Raw genomic sequence first — 20,000 nt, 5'->3', positions numbered from 1 at the left:
AGCTCACTTGAGATCAAATGGCACAACGCCGTTGTGCCATTGCGTTTCTTACTTGGCGAAGAGCTGGCTCATATCCTTGAAGGCCTTGAATTCGAGGGCATTGCCGCAAGGGTCGAACAGAAACATGGTGGCTTGCTCGCCAACCTGTCCTTTGAATCGAATGTAAGGTTCGATCACAAATTCGGTACCGAAAGACTTGAGGCGCTCTGCCAGCGCTTCCCACTCTTCCCATCCCAGGATGATGCCGAAGTGAGGAACAGGAACGTCGTGCCCGTCGACCGGGTTGCTGTGAACGCTTTGCTGAGAGTCGGTTTTCGGGTGTTCGTGAATCACCAGTTGATGCCCGTAAAAGTTGAAGTCGACCCATTGGTTGCTGGAACGACCCTCTTCCAGGCCGAAGACCTCACCGTAAAAAGTGCGGGCTGCAGCCAGGTTGTACACGGGGATGGCGAGGTGGAATGGCGAAAGGCTCATCAGGACTCCGATACGGTTTTTGTGGTTGGTGAGCACATCGTAGGGCGACACTGACAGCAAAAAAATCAATATATATTTCTCAGAAACACAACTAATATTTGTGAATGATCAAAGAACTCAAGACCCTCATTGCCGTCGCCCGGGAAGGCACTTTCGCGGCCGCCGGCAACCGGATCGGCCTCACCCAGGCGGCGGTGAGCGCCCAGATTCAACGTCTGGAAGCCGAGCTCGGCTTTGAAATATTCGACAGAAAAGGACGCTCGGCCCACCTCAACAGGATGGGCCAGCAAGTCCTGCTTCAGGCGCAGGAGCTGCTTCGTCTTTACGACAACCTGGGATCGACCACCGTCGGTCTTTCCACCCGCATTCTGGTCAACGTCGGCGCAATCGCCTCAGTCCAGCGATCGTTTCTCCCGGACGCACTCGCCAGGTTTCACCAGCAGTGCCCGGAATGCCGAACGCGTGTCGTGCCCGGTCTTTCCATGGAGCTGGTGAACCTGGTGGATACTGGCGAAATCGACATGGCGGCGATCATTCGGCCGCCCTTCTCGCTTCAAAGCGATCTGCGCTGGACCACGCTGGCGCTTGAACCCTACCGTCTGATCGTGCCCAAGGACGTACCGGGAGAAGACTGGATCGAACTGCTCTCAAGCCTGCCGTTCATTCGCTATGACCGCTCCTCCTTCGGCGGCAGGCAGGTCGATCGTTTCCTGCGACAGATGCATTTCACTTTGCGTGAAGTCTCTGAGCTGGATGAGCTGGAGGCCATCATCAGGCTGGTGGAAAATGGCGTAGGGGTCGCGCTCGTGCCGCAGACGGCCACCCATCAGCAATGGCCGTCAGGTGTGCGGGCGCTTGATCTCGGCCAACACACCTTCCATCGTGATATCGGACTGGTGCACAGGCCTCGGCGAAGTTTCACCGAGCCTGTCAGGACATTGGCTGAACTTATTCTCGAGCAATTCAAGGTGGCGGCTGAGTGAGGGTCGATGGCTCACCCCTCAACAAGCCGCCCCGCAACCCACGCACGACTATACCCAAGCACTTTCCCCGCCAACCCCAGCGGAAAATGAATCACCCCATGTGCGGTTTCCGGCAACAGATGCACCTCCACTTCCGCCGCCCTGCCCCAACGCTCAGCCAACTCAAGCGTGTCATCCCTGAGCGGATCCAGTTGCGCAGCAAACATCAACGCTGGCGGAAAACCGGTGAAGTCACCGTACAGCGGAGACAACGGCGCCTGCCGGCGTTCTTCATCGTTCAACCCCGGCGTGAGCATTTGTAGCGCTTCAACCATCCCCGGCCCGTCCAGCAGCAAGGTATCGGGCCCGGCGTTGCGTACGCTGGGGGTTCCGGTCAGGTCGTAGACGCCGTAATACAGCAGCGCCCCGCTCACCCGTTCGAGCAGGTCCGGCCACTGTTTGAGTTGCAACAGGGTCGCGGCGGCGAGATGGCCGCCTGCCGACTCGCCCACGACGATGACGGGCAGGTTCGCAAACTCGCGGCAGTCATCGCTCAGCAGCCAGCGGGCCGCCGTGAGGCAGTCCTGCATGACGCCCTCGATCGGAGTCGAGACCACAAGCCGATAGTCGACCGAGACCACTGCCACATCGCAGGCTTTCACCATGGCGATGTTGAGGGGATCGTTCATCTGCGCGTTGCCGATGACCCAGCCGCCGCCATGGAAATCCAGCACTACGCCTTTGGCCTTTGTATTTGGCCGAATAATCCGCACCGGCACTGACGCGCCGTCGACACCCACCACTTTTCGTTCGGCCTTGAGCCCGTGCTTGAGCAACTTTCTTGCGCCGCCCAATTGGCTTAGGCGCAACAACAACTGAATCGCCCGTGGGGTGATGCGATTGCGGATGCGAAAGCGCGGCAGCCGGGCAAGCTTGCGGTTGAACGCGCGCAATTGCGCCAACTCGTTATCGTCTGCGGGCCAACGGGTTGATGTCTTCATTTCGTCCTGGCTCATCGGCGGTTGTTGCGCAGGATATCAGCGGTTGCGGTCTGTTCCAGCCTGGATGCCTGGAGCAACGCAAAAAGCTCATTGGCCGTTTGTCGCGCCGTTGATAGGAATAGGCAATGATCAAAGACAAACCGACATAGGTGAGTGTTTCTTCGATGGATACCATGAGTTGAAACCGCATTAACTGGAGCCCGTCATGACCACCACCAAAACCCTCTTCATCACCGGCGTCAGCAGCGGCTTCGGCCACGCGCTGGCCAAAGAAGCGCTGGCTGCCGGCCACCGCGTCATCGGGACCGTGCGCAACGAAGCCGATCTGCAAGCCTTTCAGGCTCTTTCTATCGATAATGCGTACGGCGTGCTGCTGGACGTCACGGACTTCGACCGCATCGAAGGCGTCGTGGCGACCGTCGAAGCGACCCACGGTCCGGTCGATGTGCTGGTCAACAACGCCGGCTACGGCCACGAAGGCATTTTAGAAGAATCGCCGCTGGAGGACATGCGCCGCCAGTTCGACGTGAATGTGTTCGGCGCGGTCGCGGTGACCAAGGCGTTTGTGCCGTTCTTTCGCCAGCGGCGGGCGGGTCATATTCTCAATATCACGTCGATGGGCGGCACAATCACCATGCCGGGTATCGCGTACTACTGCGGCAGCAAGTTTGCGCTCGAAGGTATCTCCGATACCCTGAGCAAGGAACTGGCGCCGTTCAATATCTTCGTGACCGCCGTCGCACCGGGTTCATTTCGAACCGACTGGGCCGGTCGCTCGATGCAGCGCACACCGCGCAGCATCGCCGACTATGACGCCAGTTTCGATCCGGTGCGCAAGGCCCGCGAAGACAAAAGCGGCAAGCAACTCGGTGATCCGCGCAAAGCGGCGCAGGCGATGTTGCAAATCATCGCCAGCCCTGCTCCGCCAGCGCATCTGTTGCTGGGCAGCGATGCATTGAACCTGGTGCGCGACAAGCTGAAACGTGCCGCCAGCGAGATCGATCAATGGGAAGCGCTGACCCGTTCCACCGACCATTGAACGGCCCACAGAGAGAACCCGATGAAACAGGCCGACCCAAGCACTTCGCGCATGGTGCAGCTCATGGAAACGCTGGCACCGGTCGAGGGCTATAACCTCAGTGCGTTGGAGGGCGTGCGCTTCCTGCGCTCGAACCGACCACTGACCCGCACGCCGGTGCTGTACGACCCCGGCATCGTGATTCTCTGTCAGGGACAGAAACGCGGGTATCTGGGCGATGACGTTTACGTCTATGACGCCCAGCATTACCTGGTGGTGTCGGTTCCGATCCCCTTCACCATGGAGACCGACGCCTCTGAAGACGAGCCAATGCTCGCGATCTATATGCAGCTCGATTTCCAGGTGGCCAGCGAGTTGATGCCGCAGGTGGATGAGGTTCACGGCCCGAGTGATGCGCCACCCAAGGGCATGTTCGCCTCGCCGATGGACGACCGCCTGCGCGCATCGACGCTACGTTTTCTCGAAGCCATGAGCAATGCGGGCGAAGCGCAGATATTGGGGCCGTCGCTGTTGCGGGAAATCTATTACCGCATCCTGACTGGAGAACAAGGCGGTTCGATGCGCGCCGCACTCAATCGACAGGGACACTTCGGCAAGGTGACGCGGGCGATCCGCAAGATCCACAGCAGCTATCAGGAGCGCCTGGACGTCGAGCAACTGGCCCGCGAAGCGAGCATGAGCGTGCCCAGTTTTCACCTGCACTTTCGCAGCGTGACGGACGCCTCGCCCATGCAATACCTGAAGTCGACACGCCTGCATCAGGCGCGACTTTTGATGTTGCGCCATGCCATGACCGCGTCAGCGGCGGCGTTCAGTGTCGGCTATGAAAGCGCTTCGCAATTCAGCCGCGAGTTCAAACGCTTCTTCGGCCGAACGCCGCAAGCGGAGATCGAGTGGATGAAGGCAACGTATGCGTTGCCTGCGCCGACGTCGGCCTCGGTTTATGTTTCGTCGCATTAGCCGATCAGGCATCTACAGGTGACTGCGGGGTGTCTGGGTCCAGTTGCCGACGGCGGAACTGTCCAGGTGGCTGGCCGTGGATCTGGCGAAAGCGCCGGGAGAAATAAGCTTCATCCGCAAAACCACACAGCCTCGCCACCTCGCCCACTGGCCGGGCTCCATTGAGCAGGTAATTGCGCGCCGCGTGCATTCTGCGTTCCAGCACCAGCTCGGTGAAGGTCTTGCCGATTTCCTTGCGCAGCCAGTGCGTGAGGTAAGTCGGTGACAGGTAGGTCGCCGCCGCCACCTTGATCAGATTGAGATCGGGGTCGGCAATATTCTTGCGCAAGTACTCGAACATCCGGCTCAGTGCATCCCGTCGACTGGCCTGTGCTGCGTTTTCTTCCGCCAGGCGCTTGAGCGGTTCGGCATACAGGACGCACACCTTGCCCACCAGTTGCAGCAGCAATCCCTTGAGCACTTCGCGCGTACCGAACTGACGATTCTCGTCCAGCCTGCGCATCTGTTCGATCAGGCCACAGACCTCGTTGAAATCCTCATTCCCCAGAATGAAATCCAAATGCTCCTGAAAGCGAAACGGCGACAGTTCGGGCGCCAGGAGAATCGATACCTCCTCCAGATCCATCGGGTCGCACTGCAAATGCGGCAACAGAAAGGTCTGGGAAAAGTTGATCACCATGAAATTGCTGTCCGCCGGATGCGGGATCACATGCACACGGTGCGGCAGGATAAACGCCAGTGCGTTACGCGGAAACGGACGAACCGCGTTGCCAATGTGCTGCACCGTGTCGCCGCCGAGGTTGATCTGGATCTGGAAGTATTCGTGTCGGTGCGGGCCAGTCTCGGCGCGGCGACCTTTCTTGTCACGAATGTAGAAATCCATCATCTCGCTGCGTTGCTGCATGACGTAGGTGGGCACACGGCATTGTGACGTCATTTCTTGAGAATCCTCGACAGGTTACTTGGGCAGGTTTTCCTGGCGTTACCGAGTTATCGGCTTGGCTCATCTTGAAGGTTCGGCGCCGCCCCTTCAAGCAGTCATACGACGACGCCAGACTCAGTGTTTTTTCTACACCGCCACTGCCAATGATCACTGTCCAAAAAACGCGTCCGCAAATTCAGTATTTTTTCCTTTTAAAAACAGTCGGATAGAAAATAAACCAGAGAGCATCTGGAAAATTTACTGTGTGGACTTTTTTTGGACAGGTTTATCCGACGCGCCCTTCTCCGGAAAAAATGATCTAACACCTTGATTGATTTCAAGAGGTTGTACGACCACTGTATTTCCCACGCCCAACCTCTTTCAAAAACAACAGAAGGTGCGCACGTCATGAATCCGCTATTGCTCCCCGCCGCCCCTCCCCACCCTTTACCGACGATGCCAGCCGGAAGACGTCCCTGAACGTCTGACCCTGGCCGTTTTTGCCATTGGTTTCAACTTCGATTGCCTTGCCCCCGAACAGCGGGCAACGGCGTCGGCTGTCCGCAAACAACTCGACACTTCTAACAATAACGAGGTCCACTCATGTCGAATTCACACACCTCCCCCACCACCGCCCCGCCGTTGATTGCCGGCGACAGGGACGCCGCCTCTTCCCGGCGACTGCCGACGCGGCGACGCTGGTTCATGCTCTCGCTGCTGCTGATTGCGACGATCATCAATTACATCGACCGGGTGAACATCTCGATCGCCGCCCCGTTCATGGCCAAGGACCTGGGTCTGGACAAGATCGAAATGGGGCTGATTTTCTCTGCCTTTGCCTGGACCTACGCACTCGCTCTCGTGCCGGCCGGATTTATCGCCGACCGCTTCGGCTCACGCTTCACCTACGGGGTTTCACTGATCAGTTGGTCGACCGTCACGGTGTTTCAAGGCTTCGCCACGGGTTTCGCTTCGCTGTTCGGCTTGCGTCTGGCCGTCGGGGCGATGGAAGCGCCGGCGTTTCCGGCCAACAGCCGTGCGGTAACCGTATGGTTTCCGGCGCGGGAACGGGGACTGGCCAGCAGCATTTACGTCTGCGGGCAGTACCTGGGCACGGCACTGTTTACCGGTGCCCTGCTGTGGCTGGCCACAACCTTTGACTGGCGCCATGTCTTCTACAGCACCGGCGCGCTCGGCATCGTCTTCGGTGTGCTGTGGCTGTATCTGTATCGCGATCCGCTGAACTGCAAGAAGGTCAGCAAAGAAGAGTTGAAATACATCGAGGCCGGTGGCGGACTGGTCAAGAGCAGCCAGGAACGCACCCGCTTCAACTGGCGGCAGATCGCCGAGCTGTTCAGCTATCGCCAGGTCTGGGCCATTTGTATCGGCAAGTTCGCCAGCACCTCGGCGCTGTACTTCTTCCTCACCTGGTTCCCGACCTATCTGATTGAAGAACGCCATCTGACCACGATCAAGGCCGGGATCTTTGCCGTGATGCCCTTCGTGGGCGCAACGGTCGGCATCCTGCTCGCCGGCATCGTCTCCGACCTGTTGATCCGTCGTGGCTATTCAATGTCTTTCGCCCGGAAACTGCCGCTGGTAGTCGGGTCGATGCTGGGCATGTCGATCGTGCTGGTGAATTTCACCGACTCGAACGTCATCTGCATCGCCGTGTTGACCATTGCCTTTTTCGCTCAGGGCATCGCGTCGTCCTCGTGGGCGGCGGTGTCGGAGGTGGCGCCCAAGGAACTGATCGGGCTGACCGGCGGAATCACCAGCCTGGCCGCGAACATCGGCGGCATCGTCACTCCGATCGTGATCGGCGCCATCGTCCACGCCACCGGCTCGTTCGCCTGGGCGTTCTGGTTCATCGGCGCCGTGGCGCTGATCGGCACCCTCTCCTATTCCTTGCTGCTCGGTCGCCTGTACCGCATCGAGTTGAAAACACGCTGAAGCCAGAACAACCGGTTTCTCCAATTGGAGGCGGCTTTCGTCCAACTTCGCCAGCGATTGCCGCCGTACGCTGCACTCTCACACAGGACTTCCAGCAGGATGAACATGACCGAATACGTCTTTACCCCGGATCTGCCAGTGACCTTGCCGATTGTCGGCAGCGAGCAACGCTTTCCCGTCGGACGCGTCTTTTGCGTCGGCCGCAACTACCCATGGCCGGACACCCTGGGCCAACCGCGCCAGCCACCGGTGTTCTTCATGAAACCGGCAAGCAGCGTGGTGGACGCTGCCGGCGAAGTGATCTTCCCGTCACTGACCGAAGAGTTCGCCCATGAAATCGAACTGGTCGTGGCCATCGGCGAAGGCGGTGCGCAGATTCCAGAGAGCCAGGCGCTGGCCTATGTCTGGGGCTACGCCGCCGGACTGGATCTGACCCGTCGTGACGTACAGCGCCTGGCCAAGCGCGACGGTTTGCCATGGGAAGGTGCCAAGGTGTTTGACGGCGCCGCACCGATGACCGCCATTGTGCCGGTCACTCGGACCGGTCGGCTCGAAGGGGAATTATGGTTGAGCGTGAACGGTGAGGAACGCCAGCGCGATCGTCTCGACAGCCAGATCTGGTCGGTGAGTGAAGTCATCAGCCGCATTTCGCAATCCGTAACACTCAAGGCCGGCGACCTGATCATGACCGGCAGCCCCGCTGGCGTCGATGTCTTGCAACCCGGCGACGTCATCAGCGCCGGGATCGACGGCATCGGCCAACTCGAAATGCGCGTCGGCCCACGGCCTTGAGTCTGTCCTTAAGTGATTGGAAAAAAGGAGAACAACAAGATGTCTGACACTCAACCCTTGAAAGTTGCCCTGGTGACCGGCGCCGGTAGCGGAATCGGCCGTTCCGTGGCCTTGGGCCTGCTGGCCGACGGATACACCCTGGTGCTGGCCGGACGCCGACCCGAACCCTTGCAGGCGTTGGTCGATCTGGCGGCCAGCGAAGGAAACGAAGCGCTGGCGGTGCCCACCGATGTACGCGACCCGGCCAGTGTCGATCAGCTGTTTGCAACCATTGCCGAAGTCTACGGACGCCTGGACGTGGTCTTCAACAACGCCGGGGTCAATGCCCCCGCCGTGCCGCCGGACGAACTGACGTTCGAGCAGTGGCGAAACGTGATCGACACCAACCTCAACGGGGTTTTTCTCTGCGCCCGTGGCGCGTTCGGGCTTATGCGCCGGCAGCAGCCACAGGGCGGACGCATCATCAACAACGGTTCGATTTCGGCTCACACCCCGCGTCCTTTCAGTAGCGCGTACACCGCCAGCAAACACGCGGTATTGGGATTGACCAAATCACTGGCGCTGGATGGTCGGGAATTCAATATCGCCTGCAGTCAGATCGATATCGGCAATGCCTTGACCGAAATGTCGGTGCGCATGACCAAAGGCGTGCGCCAGGCCAACGGCAGCATCGCCGTGGAGCCGATGGTCGACGTCAAGCACGTCGCCGACGCCGTGCGCTACATCGCCGGTCTGCCCCTGTCGGCCAACGTCCTGAACATGACCGTCATGGCCACTGCCATGCCGTTTGCCGGCCGCGGTTGAGCCGGCTTTTTTATTGCGTAAGTGAGGTTTACATGAAGCCAGAAGTCTTGCAGCTGAGCCCGATCCTGATTCCGCAAATCAATGCCCGTCTCGGCGAACTGTTCACGATCAGGCGTTATTTCGAGCAGGCCGACAAAGCGGCGTATTTGCAGGAACACGGCGCCAACATTCGCGGCGTGATCACCGGTGGTCACACGGGCATCAGTCAGGCGTTGATGGCGCAACTGCCCAAACTGGAAGTGGTGGCGGTCAACGGTGTCGGCACCGATGCGGTCGACCTGGCCTACGCCCGGGATCGCGGGATCCGCGTGACGGCGACCATCGGGGCTCTGACCGAAGACGTGGCCGACCTGGCCATCGGCTTGCTGATCGCCGTGTGCCGTGGGTTGTGTACCAGTGACCGTTACGTGCGCTCGGGCCAGTGGCCGCAGAGCCCGACGCCGCTTGCACCGCTGCCGCTGGCACGTCAGGTGTCCGGCATGCGGATCGGCATCGTGGGCATGGGCCGGGTCGGCCGAGCGGTCGCCACTCGCGCTGCTGCGTTTGGCTGTCCGATCAGTTACACCGACCTGCAACCGATGAGCGATATCAGCCACACCTTCATCGCCGACCTCAAGCAATTGGCCCGCGACAGTGATGCGCTGATTCTCGCGGCGGCCGCCGACAAGGCCGAAGCCATCATCGATGCCTCCGTGCTGCAGGCCCTGGGCAAGGGCGGCTACCTGATCAACGTCGCCCGGGGAAAACTGGTCAACGAAACCGATCTGGTGGCGGCCCTGACGGCCGGTGAGATCGCGGGTGCGGCGCTGGATGTTTTCGTCGATGAGCCCAACGTTCCTGAAGCCTTGTTTGCCCAGGAACAGGTGGTGCTGCAACCGCACCGCGCCAGCGCGACCCTGCAGACCCGCACCCGCATGGGCGAGATGGTTGTGGCGAGCCTGGTGGACAGTTTTGCCGGAAAGACTCCGCAAGGGTGTGTGACCGGCTGAGCCCCACAGTCATCGGGGGCCGCTGCCCCCGATGATGGATTTCAGACCCGATCGGACTACAACGTGTAGGAAATGCCGACCTGCACCGTTCTCGGTGCCCCCGGATAGGCGTAGACGTTACCGAATGCGCCCTCGTCGTAGTCCCGGTCAAACAGATTCTTCAGGTCGAGGTTGAGGCGTACCTTGTCATTGACCTTGTAGTAGCTGAGCAGGTCGACAACGGTGTAGCTCCCCATCGAAAACGCGGTGTTCGCCGTCTGACCCGCGCGCTCATCGACATATTTGAGGCCTGTTCCCAGACCCAGACCACTGAGGGCACCGTCCTGGAACTCATAGACGTTGAGCAGGCTGAAGCTGTTTTTCGGGATGTTCATCAGTTGCGTGCCGGAGCGGATCACGTTGTCCTTGGTCACCTCGGCATCGACGTAGGCGTAACCACCGATGACACGCCACTCGGGGGTCAGGTTGCCGGCGACATTGAGGTCAAACCCGCGGCTGCGCACTTCCCCGGCAGCCACGCTGAACGTCGAGTCCACCGGGTCAGTGGTCAGGACATTGCGCTTTTCAATCTGATAGATCGCCGCGTCAACGCTCAACTGATGATCCAGCGCTTCCCATTTGACGCCCATCTCCCAGGACTTGCCTTTCTCCGGTCCAAAGCCCCCGCCCTGTCGGCTCGCGCCGGTATTGGGCTTGAATGAACGCGCGGTGTCCGCGTAAACCGCGAGGGTGTCGGTCAGGTCATAGGTCACACCGACGCGGGGCGTGACGGCATTGTCACTGGCCTGCCAGTTCTTGCCGCCGGGCACGTAGGTTTCGTAGTCGTGTTCGAAGCGTTCGAAACGTGCGCCGGCCAGGACTTTCAGCTGATCGGTCAGAGCCACCTGATCCTGTACGAACGCGGCGTAGGTCTTGAGATTTTCCTTGTCGTGGGTCGGGGTGCGCGTCAGTGCCGGACGGGGCTGCCCATACACCGGATTGAAGATGTCGATCGGATAGGCACTCACCGCGCCGCTGGAGCGCTGGATGATCGACTGGTAGTCGTAATCTTCGTATTCGATACCGGTGAGCAAGGTGTGCTGCAGGCCGCCCGTGGCAAAGTGACCGGTCAGGTTGAGCTGGGTGTCCTTGTCCGTCCACTCCAGCTTGCGGTAGTTGAAGTTTCGTCCCAAAGTCCGGCCGTCGGCGGCAATGCCGTTGGCTTCGATGGCATTGCCCTGCAAGGTTCCGTCGAGCCACTGGAAACCACCGCCCAGTGTCCAGTCGTCATTGAGCACATGCTCGAAGCGCAATTGCGCCATGTTGTTGTCGTTGTGCAACTTGCCAGCGCCCGGCTCACCGAAGAAGGTGTCGCGGGAGGCGGTGCCGATCTGCCGGGGATAACGCGTCGCGCCCCGGTCCAGCGGATGATTGTTGCGCATGAAGTCGCCCTCGAAGATCACTCGGGTGTCATCGCTGGCCTGCCAGGTCAGCACCGGGGTCACGCCGTAGCGTTCGGTTTCGACGTGATCGCGGAAGGTATCGCCGCCCTCGCCCACCACGTTCAGGCGATAGGCCAGACGTCCCTCTTCATCGAGCGGACCGGAAGCATCCAGAGTACCGCGGCGCATGCCTTGGTCATTCAACTGGCTGCCGAGTGTGACCGTGCGCTCGGGCAACGGTTGTTTGGAAACGACATTGAAGGTGCCACCCGGATCGCCACGGCCGTAGAGCATGGTCGCCGGACCGCGCAGGACCTCAAGACGCTCGATGGTGTTGGCATCCGGCATGTTCGGATACCCGCGATTGATCGGGAAACCATTACGGTAGAACTCGCCGGTGGTAAATCCGCGCACGGTGAACGTGGTCAGTCCCTGGCCGCCGAAATTGTTGGCTCGCCCTACTCCGCCCGCGTAATCCAGTGCGTCCTGCAGCCGGGTAGCACCGATGTCTTCGACCGCGTCTTTAGTGACGACACTGATCGACTGCGGGGTTTCATGGATCGAGGTATCGGTTCGGGTGGCGCTGGCCGAACGGGTCGCGCGATATCCGTGTACCGGGCCGTCCGCTCTTTCGTAATCCGCGGTACCGACCACATCGGTTGCCTCCAGCTCCAGAGCTGACGCTGTTGAACCGGAGGGCTCGGCCCACGCAAAGGGAGACAACGTTTGCAACACACAGATGGACAGCAGAGTTCGACGCATGGGGGGAGAACCTTACAGATAGGCCAGAACGAAGGGGATAACTGCCAGCAAAAACGCGGCGGATGGTATACCACCCGCCGCGCAATTGATAGGCATTCCCATTCGTTTGTGCAGCTGACTCTCACCTCTTGCGTCTATTTCCTGCTCACACGCTCAACAGGCGTTTCGTGGTCGCCATTGACGTACTCAACGACTGTCCTGTGCGTTGCAGTTTGTTCAGCAAACTGGCCCCCAGCCACAGTTGATACAGGGTTTCAGCCAGTTGCCGAGCATCGCCCTCAGGCAAGCTTTTTTCGACCTGGCCCTGTTCGATGCACTCGCTGATGCGCGCCACCACTCGCTCTGCACCATCACGCAAGGTCAGGCGCATGGTTTCGGAAAGGTCAGCCACCTCGGCGCTGAGTTTCACCACCAGGCATTCGTCGCCATGGCCTTCCAGGGTGCAGCGATCCTGCCAGCCTTGCCAATAATCCATCAGCCGTTCATAGGCGCTCAGGCCGGGCAGCGTCAGGCGTCGCTCCATGTCCGCCAGATAGTCGACGAAGTAATCCTCGAGCAAGGCCTGACCGTACAGTTCCTTGGATTTGAAGTAGTGATAGAACGAGCCCTTGGGCACGCCGGCGGTCTGCAGGATCTCGTTCAGGCCGACACTGGTGAAGCCTTTCTCGGCCATCATCCGGTGGCCGGTGTCGAGCAAATGTTGGCGGGTGTCGTCGTAGGTCGGTTTCATGGGGCACGAATTACCAGGCAATAGACCAGTCGTTTATCTCAAAGGAACGCGAGTTTGCCACACCTGTCCATGAAAAAGCTTCAGAGAAAAAATTACTAGACGACTGGTCTAATTGGAAACTATGCTGCGCCCCGACAAACTTTTTCCCGGTGTCGATCCTGTGCGAATCCCTTGCTCATGAACGCTGCCAGACCAACCCAGGGTGCTCTATGAAAATCTTGATGGTTTTGACTTCCCACGATCAACTCGGCAACACCGGCAAGAAAACCGGCTTCTGGCTCGAAGAGTTCGCCGCCCCCTACTACGCCTTCAAGGACGCCGATGCCGACGTCACACTGGTTTCGCCCGCTGGCGGCCAGCCGCCGCTAGATCCGAAGAGCGACGAGCCCGACGCTCAGACGGCTGAAACCGATCGCTTCCGCCAGGACCCTGCGGCCCAGCAGGCACTCGCGAGCACCGGCCGCCTGGCCGACGTCCGCGCCGAAGATTTCGATGCGGTGTTTTATCCAGGTGGCCATGGCCCGCTCTGGGACCTGGCCGAAGACAAGCATTCGATTGCCCTGATCGAAGCCTTCGCGCGCAGCAACAAGCCCCATGGCTTCGTCTGCCATGCGCCGGGGGTGCTGCGTCATGTCGTCGACGCAGACGGTAAACCGCTGATCCAGCATCGCGAAGTGACCGGTTTCACCAATTCCGAAGAGGCGGCCGTCGGTTTGACGGATGTCGTACCTTTCCTGATCGAAGACGAGTTTCAGCGTCTTGGCGGTCGCTATTCCAAAGTTGCGGATTGGCAAGTTCATGTCGTGACGGATGGAAAACTGGTCACCGGCCAGAATCCTGCCAGCTCGGCAGCTGTCGCCGAAAAACTGCTGAAGCTGCTGGGCTGAAGCTTTCCGCTACATCCTCGAACAACTGATCCGGACACCGTGTGTGCGTTGCACGGTGTTCTTTTTTCGCCACTTGAATAGTCGACTGGTCTAATAAGGCCATGAAAAGGTATTTCCATGAACCACAGCAGTTTCTTTACACCCGTCACCCTGGGCCGCCACATCCTGAAAAACCGCATAGTCCTGCCGCCCCTCACCCGCCAGCGCAGCACCCAACCGGGCAATGTCGCCAATGAATTGATGGCCGAGTATTACCAGCAGCGGGCCGGTGCGGGCTTGCTGGTGACTGAAGGCACTCAGATCGAACCCCGTGGCCAGGGTTACGCCTGGACCCCGGGCATTCATACACCTGAGCAAATTGCCGGTTGGCGCAAGGTCACCGAGGTTGTCCACGCCAGTGACGGCGTGATTTTCGCGCAGCTATGGCATGTCGGTCGCGTATCCCATACTGCCCTGCAACCCAATGGCGACGCACCGGTGTCGGCCTCCGCCATCGCCACCGACCGGGTCAGTGTGTTCATCGAAACCGCGCCCGGTGTGGGCGCTCTGGTTCCGCCGTCCGCGCCTCGAGCGCTGACCACCGATGAAGTCCAGGAACTGGTTCAGCTGTACATCCAGGCGGCGCGCAATGCCATGGACGCCGGTTTCGACGGTATCGAACTGCATTGTGCCAATGGTTATCTGGTGAACCAGTTCATCTCCGCCCACAGCAACCTGCGCACCGATCAATACGGCGGTTCGCTGCATAACCGTCTGCGCTTTCTGCGCGAAGTAGTGGCCGGGGTCGCCGAATGCATCGGCAAGGAAAAGGTCGGCGTGCGCTTTGCGCCGCTGTTCACCACCACCGATGAAGCGCGGACTTATCTGGGTATGGTCGAGGAAGACCCTCACACCACCTATATCGAAGCGATCAAGGTGCTGCAAGACGTCGGCATCGCCTACCTGTCCATCGCCGAAGCCGACTGGGACGACGCGCCAGTGATGCCGGAAACCTTCCGTCGAGCGGTACGCGACACCTTCAGCGGCGCGATCATCTACGCGGGCCGCTACAACGCCGAAAGCGGTGCGCGGTTGCTTGAATCCGGATTGGCGGACCTCGTGGCTTTCGGTCGCCCGTTCATGGCTAACCCGGACCTGCCCGCGCGGATCGCCAATGGCTGGCCGCTGAATTCGCTGAACCCGGCCACGGTGTATGGCGGCCATGCCGAAGGCTATGTGGATTACCCGGTGTACGGAGAGTAGCTTTCGCTGGCGACACTTTTGGCGAGCTGATTGCGGCCCGCCCCTTTGGCTTGATACAGCGCCTGATCTGCCGCAGCGATCAGGCATTGTACCGTGTCCAGTTGCGACCCTGTGGCGGCCGCAATGCCGATGCTCACACTCACTCGGCCGAATGGACTGGTCCGGTGAGCGATAGGCTCTTGCGCCAAGCGTTTCAGGATTATTTGCGCCACGACCGCTGCGCCGTCCCTCGTCTCGACTAGACGATTTTCAAAGCCTTGAGAATCACCAGCGTATTCTCGGCAAACGCTTGAGCCTGCCAGGTCAGTTCGGCAAGGTTTTCTTCAGCGGTGGTCAGGGCCCTGCCGTCCTTCAGAAGACCTTCGCCCTGGCCGCCGATGATGCCCCACGCCAGTTGCGCCCATTCAGCCGGGTGCTTTTTGCCTTGCTTGATCGAGATCAGGAACAACTGCTGGAAGCGGCTGACCGTCACGCCACCACCGGTCACCGGACTCGCCAGGGTCTGAATCCTGTTGCCGTACAACGAACGCTTGCACAGCTGCAGGTTGAGGGTGTTGCAACGGGCCTGCACCAGCTTTTCAGCCGCCTCGCTCTGACAGGGCGCTACAACGCTCATGCCGATCAGCACGTTGAGGGCCTGCTCGACGTCGCCATAGGCCAACGAGGGCACGAGATCCAGCAAATGCCGCAAGGTCTTCGGCACATAGGCGTCATCCGCCAGGGCTGCGAGTACCGGGCCATAGATCTCTGCCTGCAGCGTCGCTGCGCCCGCCGGACCGGTGACGTTGGCCGGCACGCTGTCGGCTGCCTGCAACAGGACGAAGCGCGTGCTGAGCATCCGCTCACGGTGCTCGGAGGCGGACAGCTTGTTGGCGCCACGCACATAAAGATCCCGGCGGAAACTCTGGTTCACAAAGTAGTCACGCGCCTGCTCACGCATGACGGGATGCTCGATACCTTCCAGAAAGTCCATGCCTTCGGCGCTCAGGTTGAGCGGGTCGACGGAGTCCAGCGGCACGGCTGTCGTGGCGTAATCGAGCTTGGCGGGTGCCAGGGCATCCACCACGTCGGTGAAATACATGCAGTTCCAGTCGCGGTTGAAATACTCATGGGCGACGTACTGGCGATCCTGACCCTTGATGCTCTGGAGCTTGGCGTCCAGCCCCGGTGCGGAGTTGGCATATTTAGGATTTGCAGCCAGCAGCGCTTCGGAAAATTGCAGCGCAGCGTCGATACGTTGATCAGGGCGCGCAGACGGCTGGCTGGCGAAACGGTCGTGCAGACTGAACAGTTGGCGCAACGGTGCCTGAGGCGACCAGCCCGGGAAGCAGTTGTAGCTGACGTAGAGCAGACCACCTGGCTTGAGATGACGGCGGACGAATTCCACGATCAGCTTATGGTTGTCGCGGCTGACCCAGGTCCAGATGCCATGCAGGCTGATGCTATCGAACTGAGGTAAGTCATGGCGGGCCAGCAACTGCTCGAAGCTGTCGTCATACAGTCGCGCATCGCTGCCCCAGTCTCTGGCCAGAGCGATGGCATGGGACGCCTGACCCGGGTGGAAGTCGGTACCGACATAGGAGCCTGGATTGCCCGCGGCATGGATGTTGATCGAAACGCCCTGACCAAAGCCCAGCTCACAGTGATAACCGTCGGTGCTCTCCAGCGTGGCGAAACCGCGCAGCAGCAGACAATAACGCTGGAAAACCGGATTGATTTCCCGGCTATACCCGTAGGTGTAGCCTTCGTCCGTGAAATATCCCTCGTTCCAGGCATTGCTCATGCGTGCACCCTACTCTGATATCGGAAATGAAAGTCGCTCTTATACGGGGTAGTGATGGCGTATCACAAGAGGGGAAGCTATCAGGCAAACGCGTCTTCGATAAATGCCTCTAGCGTCTCTTCCTCGAGGATTTCGATCGAGAAGTGGCCGAAGCGTTTGGGCAACCAGATGATGCGTGCCCCTGCCGGTGATTGGAGATGTTCGCGGACCAACGGTTTACCGTTTTCATCTTCGGGCTGTACGCCTTCAGCGACAAGCTCGTCGTAGGCTTTTTCGATATCGGGAGTCGAATAGCAGTGACGGTAGATCATGCCCTCGCCTGCGCTATCCAGGAGCTCCCGCAGATTCCCGGCCAATGGCTGAACCAGCATGAAACGCTCCTGCCCGATCAACGCAATCGCATAACGCACATGCAGGCCGCCCCGCTCCCACACCAGCGTCCTGGAGGTTCTCGCCTTTAATATTTGCGCGTAGTACGCGCAGGCTTCTTCGAGGTTATTGACGAGTACATCGACGTGACTGAACTTGAGTTGCATTGCCTGCCTCCTGCCGAACGGACGCACATGGTAACCAACAACGCGTGCTCAAACGTGAGCAAAAACTTTCCTGCGGGCAAAACAAAACCCCAACTGCTTTCGCAATTGGGGTTTCGGAATTTAATCTTGACGATGACCTACTCTCACATGGGGAAACCCCACACTACCATCGGCGATGCATCGTTTCACTTCTGAGTTCGGGATGGGATCAGGTGGTTCCAACGCTCTATGGTCGTCAAGAAATTCGGGTACTGAGTCGTGGCCAGAGGGCCTCGCTTCAGCAAATTGGGTATGTGACAGCTTTCGGTGTTTTGTGAGCGTCGAACTTTCGGTTCATTGCGTCTTCACACACCGCAATCTGGCCTTTCGACTCAAATTGCTTGGGTGTTATATGGTCAAGCCTCACGGGCAATTAGTATTGGTTAGCTCAACGCCTCACAGCGCTTACACACCCAACCTATCAACGTCGTAGTCTTCGACGGCCCTTCAGGGAACTCAAGGTTCCAGTGAGATCTCATCTTGAGGCAAGTTTCCCGCTTAGATGCTTTCAGCGGTTATCTTTCCCGAACATAGCTACCCGGCAATGCCACTGGCGTGACAACCGGAACACCAGAGGTTCGTCCACTCCGGTCCTCTCGTACTAGGAGCAGCCCCTCTCAAATCTCAAACGTCCACGGCAGATAGGGACCGAACTGTCTCACGACGTTCTAAACCCAGCTCGCGTACCACTTTAAATGGCGAACAGCCATACCCTTGGGACCGGCTTCAGCCCCAGGATGTGATGAGCCGACATCGAGGTGCCAAACACCGCCGTCGATATGAACTCTTGGGCGGTATCAGCCTGTTATCCCCGGAGTACCTTTTATCCGTTGAGCGATGGCCCTTCCATACAGAACCACCGGATCACTAAGACCTACTTTCGTACCTGCTCGACGTGTCTGTCTCGCAGTCAAGCGCGCTTTTGCCTTTATACTCTACGACCGATTTCCGACCGGTCTGAGCGCACCTTCGTACTCCTCCGTTACTCTTTAGGAGGAGACCGCCCCAGTCAAACTACCCACCATACACTGTCCTCGATCCGGATAACGGACCTGAGTTAGAACCTCAAAGTTGCCAGGGTGGTATTTCAAGGATGGCTCCACGCGAACTGGCGTCCACGCTTCAAAGCCTCCCACCTATCCTACACAAGCAAATTCAAAGTCCAGTGCAAAGCTATAGTAAAGGTTCACGGGGTCTTTCCGTCTAGCCGCGGATACACTGCATCTTCACAGCGATTTCAATTTCACTGAGTCTCGGGTGGAGACAGCGCCGCCATCGTTACGCCATTCGTGCAGGTCGGAACTTACCCGACAAGGAATTTCGCTACCTTAGGACCGTTATAGTTACGGCCGCCGTTTACCGGGGCTTCGATCAAGAGCTTCGCGTTAGCTAACCCCATCAATTAACCTTCCGGCACCGGGCAGGCGTCACACCCTATACGTCCACTTTCGTGTTTGCAGAGTGCTGTGTTTTTAATAAACAGTCGCAGCGGCCTGGTATCTTCGACCGGCGTGGGCTTACGCAGCAAGTGCTTCACCCTCACCGGCGCACCTTCTCCCGAAGTTACGGTGCCATTTTGCCTAGTTCCTTCACCCGAGTTCTCTCAAGCGCCTTGGTATTCTCTACCCAACCACCTGTGTCGGTTTGGGGTACGGTTCCTGGTTATCTGAAGCTTAGAAGCTTTTCTTGGAAGCATGGCATCAACCACTTCGTCGCCTAAAGGCAACTCGTCATCAGCTCTCGGCCTTAAGATCCCGGATTTACCTAAGATCTCAGCCTACCACCTTAAACTTGGACAACCAACGCCAAGCTGGCCTAGCCTTCTCCGTCCCTCCATCGCAATAACCAGAAGTACAGGAATATTAACCTGTTTTCCATCGACTACGCTTTTCAGCCTCGCCTTAGGGACCGACTAACCCTGCGTCGATTAACGTTGCGCAGGAAACCTTGGTCTTTCGGCGTGGGTGTTTTTCACACCCATTGTCGTTACTCATGTCAGCATTCGCACTTCTGATACCTCCAGCAAGCTTCTCAACTCACCTTCACAGGCTTACAGAACGCTCCTCTACCGCATCACTTACGTGATACCCGTAGCTTCGGTGTATGGTTTGAGCCCCGTTACATCTTCCGCGCAGGCCGACTCGACTAGTGAGCTATTACGCTTTCTTTAAAGGGTGGCTGCTTCTAAGCCAACCTCCTAGCTGTCTAAGCCTTCCCACATCGTTTCCCACTTAACCATAACTTTGGGACCTTAGCTGACGGTCTGGGTTGTTTCCCTTTTCACGACGGACGTTAGCACCCGCCGTGTGTCTCCCATGCTCGGCACTTGTAGGTATTCGGAGTTTGCATCGGTTTGGTAAGTCGGGATGACCCCCTAGCCGAAACAGTGCTCTACCCCCTACAGTGATACATGAGGCGCTACCTAAATAGCTTTCGAGGAGAACCAGCTATCTCCGAGCTTGATTAGCCTTTCACTCCGATCCACAGGTCATCCGCTAACTTTTCAACGGTAGTCGGTTCGGTCCTCCAGTCAGTGTTACCTAACCTTCAACCTGCCCATGGATAGATCGCCCGGTTTCGGGTCTATTCCCAGCGACTAGACGCCCTATTAAGACTCGCTTTCGCTACGCCTCCCCTATTCGGTTAAGCTCGCCACTGAAAATAAGTCGCTGACCCATTATACAAAAGGTACGCAGTCACAGAA

At 58.8% G+C, this 20,000-nt stretch carries 16 protein-coding genes, 2 rRNA genes and 1 pseudogene (1 of these 19 running past the window's edge); 9 read left to right on the top strand and 10 right to left on the bottom strand.

Annotated features, from left to right (window positions below; genetic code table 11):
- Positions 1-48 precede the first annotated feature (48 nt).
- Entirely contained in the window at positions 49-474 is a 426-nt protein-coding gene (locus ABFB52_RS12700; protein ID WP_085747586.1) for a VOC family protein, read from the bottom strand.
- Positions 475-578: 104 nt separating this feature from the next.
- Here ABFB52_RS12700 and ABFB52_RS12695 point away from each other — a divergent pair, with 104 nt between their 5' ends.
- On the top strand, positions 579-1,457 hold the full coding sequence (locus tag ABFB52_RS12695) for a LysR substrate-binding domain-containing protein (RefSeq protein ID WP_039771013.1): 879 nt from the start codon (positions 579-581) through the stop codon (positions 1,455-1,457).
- A gap of 11 nt (positions 1,458-1,468) precedes the next feature.
- Here the strand turns inward: ABFB52_RS12695 and ABFB52_RS12690 are convergent, their stop codons facing one another.
- Positions 1,469-2,452 carry an alpha/beta hydrolase gene (locus ABFB52_RS12690; protein ID WP_256656683.1) on the bottom strand — a complete coding sequence of 328 codons (984 nt, stop codon included), beginning with the start codon at positions 2,450-2,452 and terminating at the stop codon, positions 1,469-1,471.
- A gap of 190 nt (positions 2,453-2,642) precedes the next feature.
- On the opposite strand from ABFB52_RS12690, the gene ABFB52_RS12685 reads away from it, so the two are divergent.
- Together ABFB52_RS12685 and ABFB52_RS12680 are read left to right on the top strand one after the other, a co-directional pair.
- A complete protein-coding gene (locus ABFB52_RS12685; protein ID WP_129973844.1) occupies positions 2,643-3,476 on the top strand; it encodes an oxidoreductase in 834 nt (277 codons plus the stop codon).
- Between the two features lie 21 nt (positions 3,477-3,497).
- A complete protein-coding gene (locus ABFB52_RS12680) occupies positions 3,498-4,436 on the top strand; it encodes an AraC family transcriptional regulator (RefSeq protein ID WP_129973843.1) in 939 nt (312 codons plus the stop codon).
- Between the two features lie 4 nt (positions 4,437-4,440).
- On the opposite strand, the gene ABFB52_RS12675 is transcribed toward ABFB52_RS12680, so the two are convergent.
- Complete coding sequence (locus ABFB52_RS12675; RefSeq protein WP_085747560.1) at positions 4,441-5,373, bottom strand: AraC family transcriptional regulator; 933 nt, start codon at positions 5,371-5,373, stop codon at positions 4,441-4,443.
- A 588-nt stretch (positions 5,374-5,961) separates the two neighbouring features.
- Between ABFB52_RS12675 and ABFB52_RS12670 the strand changes: the two genes are divergently transcribed.
- From ABFB52_RS12670 to ABFB52_RS12655, 4 genes are all read left to right on the top strand, one after another.
- Positions 5,962-7,311 (top strand): MFS transporter, encoded by a 1,350-nt coding sequence (locus ABFB52_RS12670; RefSeq protein WP_102717362.1) that lies wholly within the window; start codon positions 5,962-5,964, stop codon positions 7,309-7,311.
- A 99-nt stretch (positions 7,312-7,410) separates the two neighbouring features.
- Positions 7,411-8,103, top strand: coding sequence for a fumarylacetoacetate hydrolase family protein (locus ABFB52_RS12665; RefSeq protein WP_039771001.1), 693 nt, complete (start codon positions 7,411-7,413; stop codon positions 8,101-8,103).
- Between the two features lie 39 nt (positions 8,104-8,142).
- Entirely contained in the window at positions 8,143-8,907 is a 765-nt protein-coding gene (locus ABFB52_RS12660) for an SDR family oxidoreductase (RefSeq protein WP_129973842.1), read from the top strand.
- Between the two features lie 32 nt (positions 8,908-8,939).
- Entirely contained in the window at positions 8,940-9,896 is a 957-nt protein-coding gene (locus ABFB52_RS12655) for a 2-hydroxyacid dehydrogenase (protein WP_085747564.1), read from the top strand.
- A 56-nt stretch (positions 9,897-9,952) separates the two neighbouring features.
- Here the strand turns inward: ABFB52_RS12655 and ABFB52_RS12650 are convergent, their stop codons facing one another.
- Positions 9,953-12,079 (bottom strand): TonB-dependent siderophore receptor, encoded by a 2,127-nt coding sequence (locus ABFB52_RS12650; RefSeq protein WP_129973841.1) that lies wholly within the window; start codon positions 12,077-12,079, stop codon positions 9,953-9,955.
- Positions 12,080-12,224: 145 nt separating this feature from the next.
- Positions 12,225-12,809, bottom strand: coding sequence for a TetR/AcrR family transcriptional regulator (locus tag ABFB52_RS12645; RefSeq protein ID WP_134023107.1), 585 nt, complete (start codon positions 12,807-12,809; stop codon positions 12,225-12,227).
- A gap of 209 nt (positions 12,810-13,018) precedes the next feature.
- Between ABFB52_RS12645 and ABFB52_RS12640 the strand changes: the two genes are divergently transcribed.
- Together ABFB52_RS12640 and ABFB52_RS12635 are read left to right on the top strand one after the other, a co-directional pair.
- Positions 13,019-13,696 (top strand): type 1 glutamine amidotransferase domain-containing protein, encoded by a 678-nt coding sequence (locus ABFB52_RS12640; RefSeq protein ID WP_102686638.1) that lies wholly within the window; start codon positions 13,019-13,021, stop codon positions 13,694-13,696.
- 117 nt (positions 13,697-13,813) lie between these two features.
- Positions 13,814-14,938 (top strand): alkene reductase, encoded by a 1,125-nt coding sequence (locus ABFB52_RS12635; RefSeq protein WP_129974367.1) that lies wholly within the window; start codon positions 13,814-13,816, stop codon positions 14,936-14,938.
- On the opposite strand, the pseudogene ABFB52_RS12630 reads toward ABFB52_RS12635, so the two are convergent.
- The 5 genes and pseudogenes from ABFB52_RS12630 to ABFB52_RS12610 form a co-directional block, all read right to left on the bottom strand.
- A pseudogene (locus ABFB52_RS12630) lies at positions 14,917-15,162 on the bottom strand (diguanylate cyclase); the annotation flags it as partial. The gene ABFB52_RS12635 and the pseudogene ABFB52_RS12630 sit on opposite strands and share 22 nt — an antisense overlap.
- 14 nt (positions 15,163-15,176) lie before the next feature.
- Positions 15,177-16,721, bottom strand: coding sequence for a class I SAM-dependent methyltransferase (locus ABFB52_RS12625; protein ID WP_102686635.1), 1,545 nt, complete (start codon positions 16,719-16,721; stop codon positions 15,177-15,179).
- An 80-nt stretch (positions 16,722-16,801) separates the two neighbouring features.
- The gene (locus ABFB52_RS12620) at positions 16,802-17,257 is read right to left on the bottom strand and encodes a VOC family protein (RefSeq protein WP_085747571.1); all 456 of its coding nucleotides are present in this window, start codon (positions 17,255-17,257) and stop codon (positions 16,802-16,804) included.
- A gap of 124 nt (positions 17,258-17,381) precedes the next feature.
- Positions 17,382-17,497, bottom strand: a 5S ribosomal RNA gene (rrf, locus tag ABFB52_RS12615).
- Positions 17,498-17,648: 151 nt separating this feature from the next.
- Positions 17,649-20,000 (bottom strand): 23S ribosomal RNA (locus ABFB52_RS12610); it runs 539 nt beyond the window's last position.

Origin of the sequence: Pseudomonas sp. 9.2(2024) (assembly GCF_039695385.1) — a bacterium.
In the GTDB taxonomy this organism is placed as follows: Bacteria; Pseudomonadota; Gammaproteobacteria; order Pseudomonadales; family Pseudomonadaceae; genus Aquipseudomonas; species Aquipseudomonas paraglycinae.
Note: the sequence above shows the minus strand (reverse complement) of the source record. Positions and strands in the feature narration are given on the sequence as shown.

Excerpts from the sequence above, each read along its gene's own strand:
- ABFB52_RS12660 (WP_129973842.1), top strand. The coding sequence starts at position 8,143 with ATGTCTGACACTCAACCCTTGAAAGTTGCCCTGGTGACCGGCGCCGGT.
- ABFB52_RS12690 (WP_256656683.1), bottom strand. The coding sequence starts at position 2,452 with ATGAGCCAGGACGAAATGAAGACATCAACCCGTTGGCCCGCAGACGAT.
- ABFB52_RS12645 (WP_134023107.1), bottom strand. The coding sequence starts at position 12,809 with ATGAAACCGACCTACGACGACACCCGCCAACATTTGCTCGACACCGGC.
- ABFB52_RS12650 (WP_129973841.1), bottom strand. The coding sequence starts at position 12,079 with ATGCGTCGAACTCTGCTGTCCATCTGTGTGTTGCAAACGTTGTCTCCC.
- ABFB52_RS12675 (WP_085747560.1), bottom strand. The coding sequence starts at position 5,373 with ATGACGTCACAATGCCGTGTGCCCACCTACGTCATGCAGCAACGCAGC.
- ABFB52_RS12670 (WP_102717362.1), top strand. The coding sequence starts at position 5,962 with ATGTCGAATTCACACACCTCCCCCACCACCGCCCCGCCGTTGATTGCC.
- ABFB52_RS12635 (WP_129974367.1), top strand. The coding sequence starts at position 13,814 with ATGAACCACAGCAGTTTCTTTACACCCGTCACCCTGGGCCGCCACATC.
- ABFB52_RS12695 (WP_039771013.1), top strand. The coding sequence starts at position 579 with ATGATCAAAGAACTCAAGACCCTCATTGCCGTCGCCCGGGAAGGCACT.
- ABFB52_RS12685 (WP_129973844.1), top strand. The coding sequence starts at position 2,643 with ATGACCACCACCAAAACCCTCTTCATCACCGGCGTCAGCAGCGGCTTC.
- ABFB52_RS12665 (WP_039771001.1), top strand. The coding sequence starts at position 7,411 with ATGAACATGACCGAATACGTCTTTACCCCGGATCTGCCAGTGACCTTG.
- ABFB52_RS12680 (WP_129973843.1), top strand. The coding sequence starts at position 3,498 with ATGAAACAGGCCGACCCAAGCACTTCGCGCATGGTGCAGCTCATGGAA.
- ABFB52_RS12625 (WP_102686635.1), bottom strand. The coding sequence starts at position 16,721 with ATGAGCAATGCCTGGAACGAGGGATATTTCACGGACGAAGGCTACACC.
- ABFB52_RS12640 (WP_102686638.1), top strand. The coding sequence starts at position 13,019 with ATGAAAATCTTGATGGTTTTGACTTCCCACGATCAACTCGGCAACACC.
- ABFB52_RS12620 (WP_085747571.1), bottom strand. The coding sequence starts at position 17,257 with ATGCAACTCAAGTTCAGTCACGTCGATGTACTCGTCAATAACCTCGAA.
- ABFB52_RS12655 (WP_085747564.1), top strand. The coding sequence starts at position 8,940 with ATGAAGCCAGAAGTCTTGCAGCTGAGCCCGATCCTGATTCCGCAAATC.
- ABFB52_RS12700 (WP_085747586.1), bottom strand. The coding sequence starts at position 474 with ATGAGCCTTTCGCCATTCCACCTCGCCATCCCCGTGTACAACCTGGCT.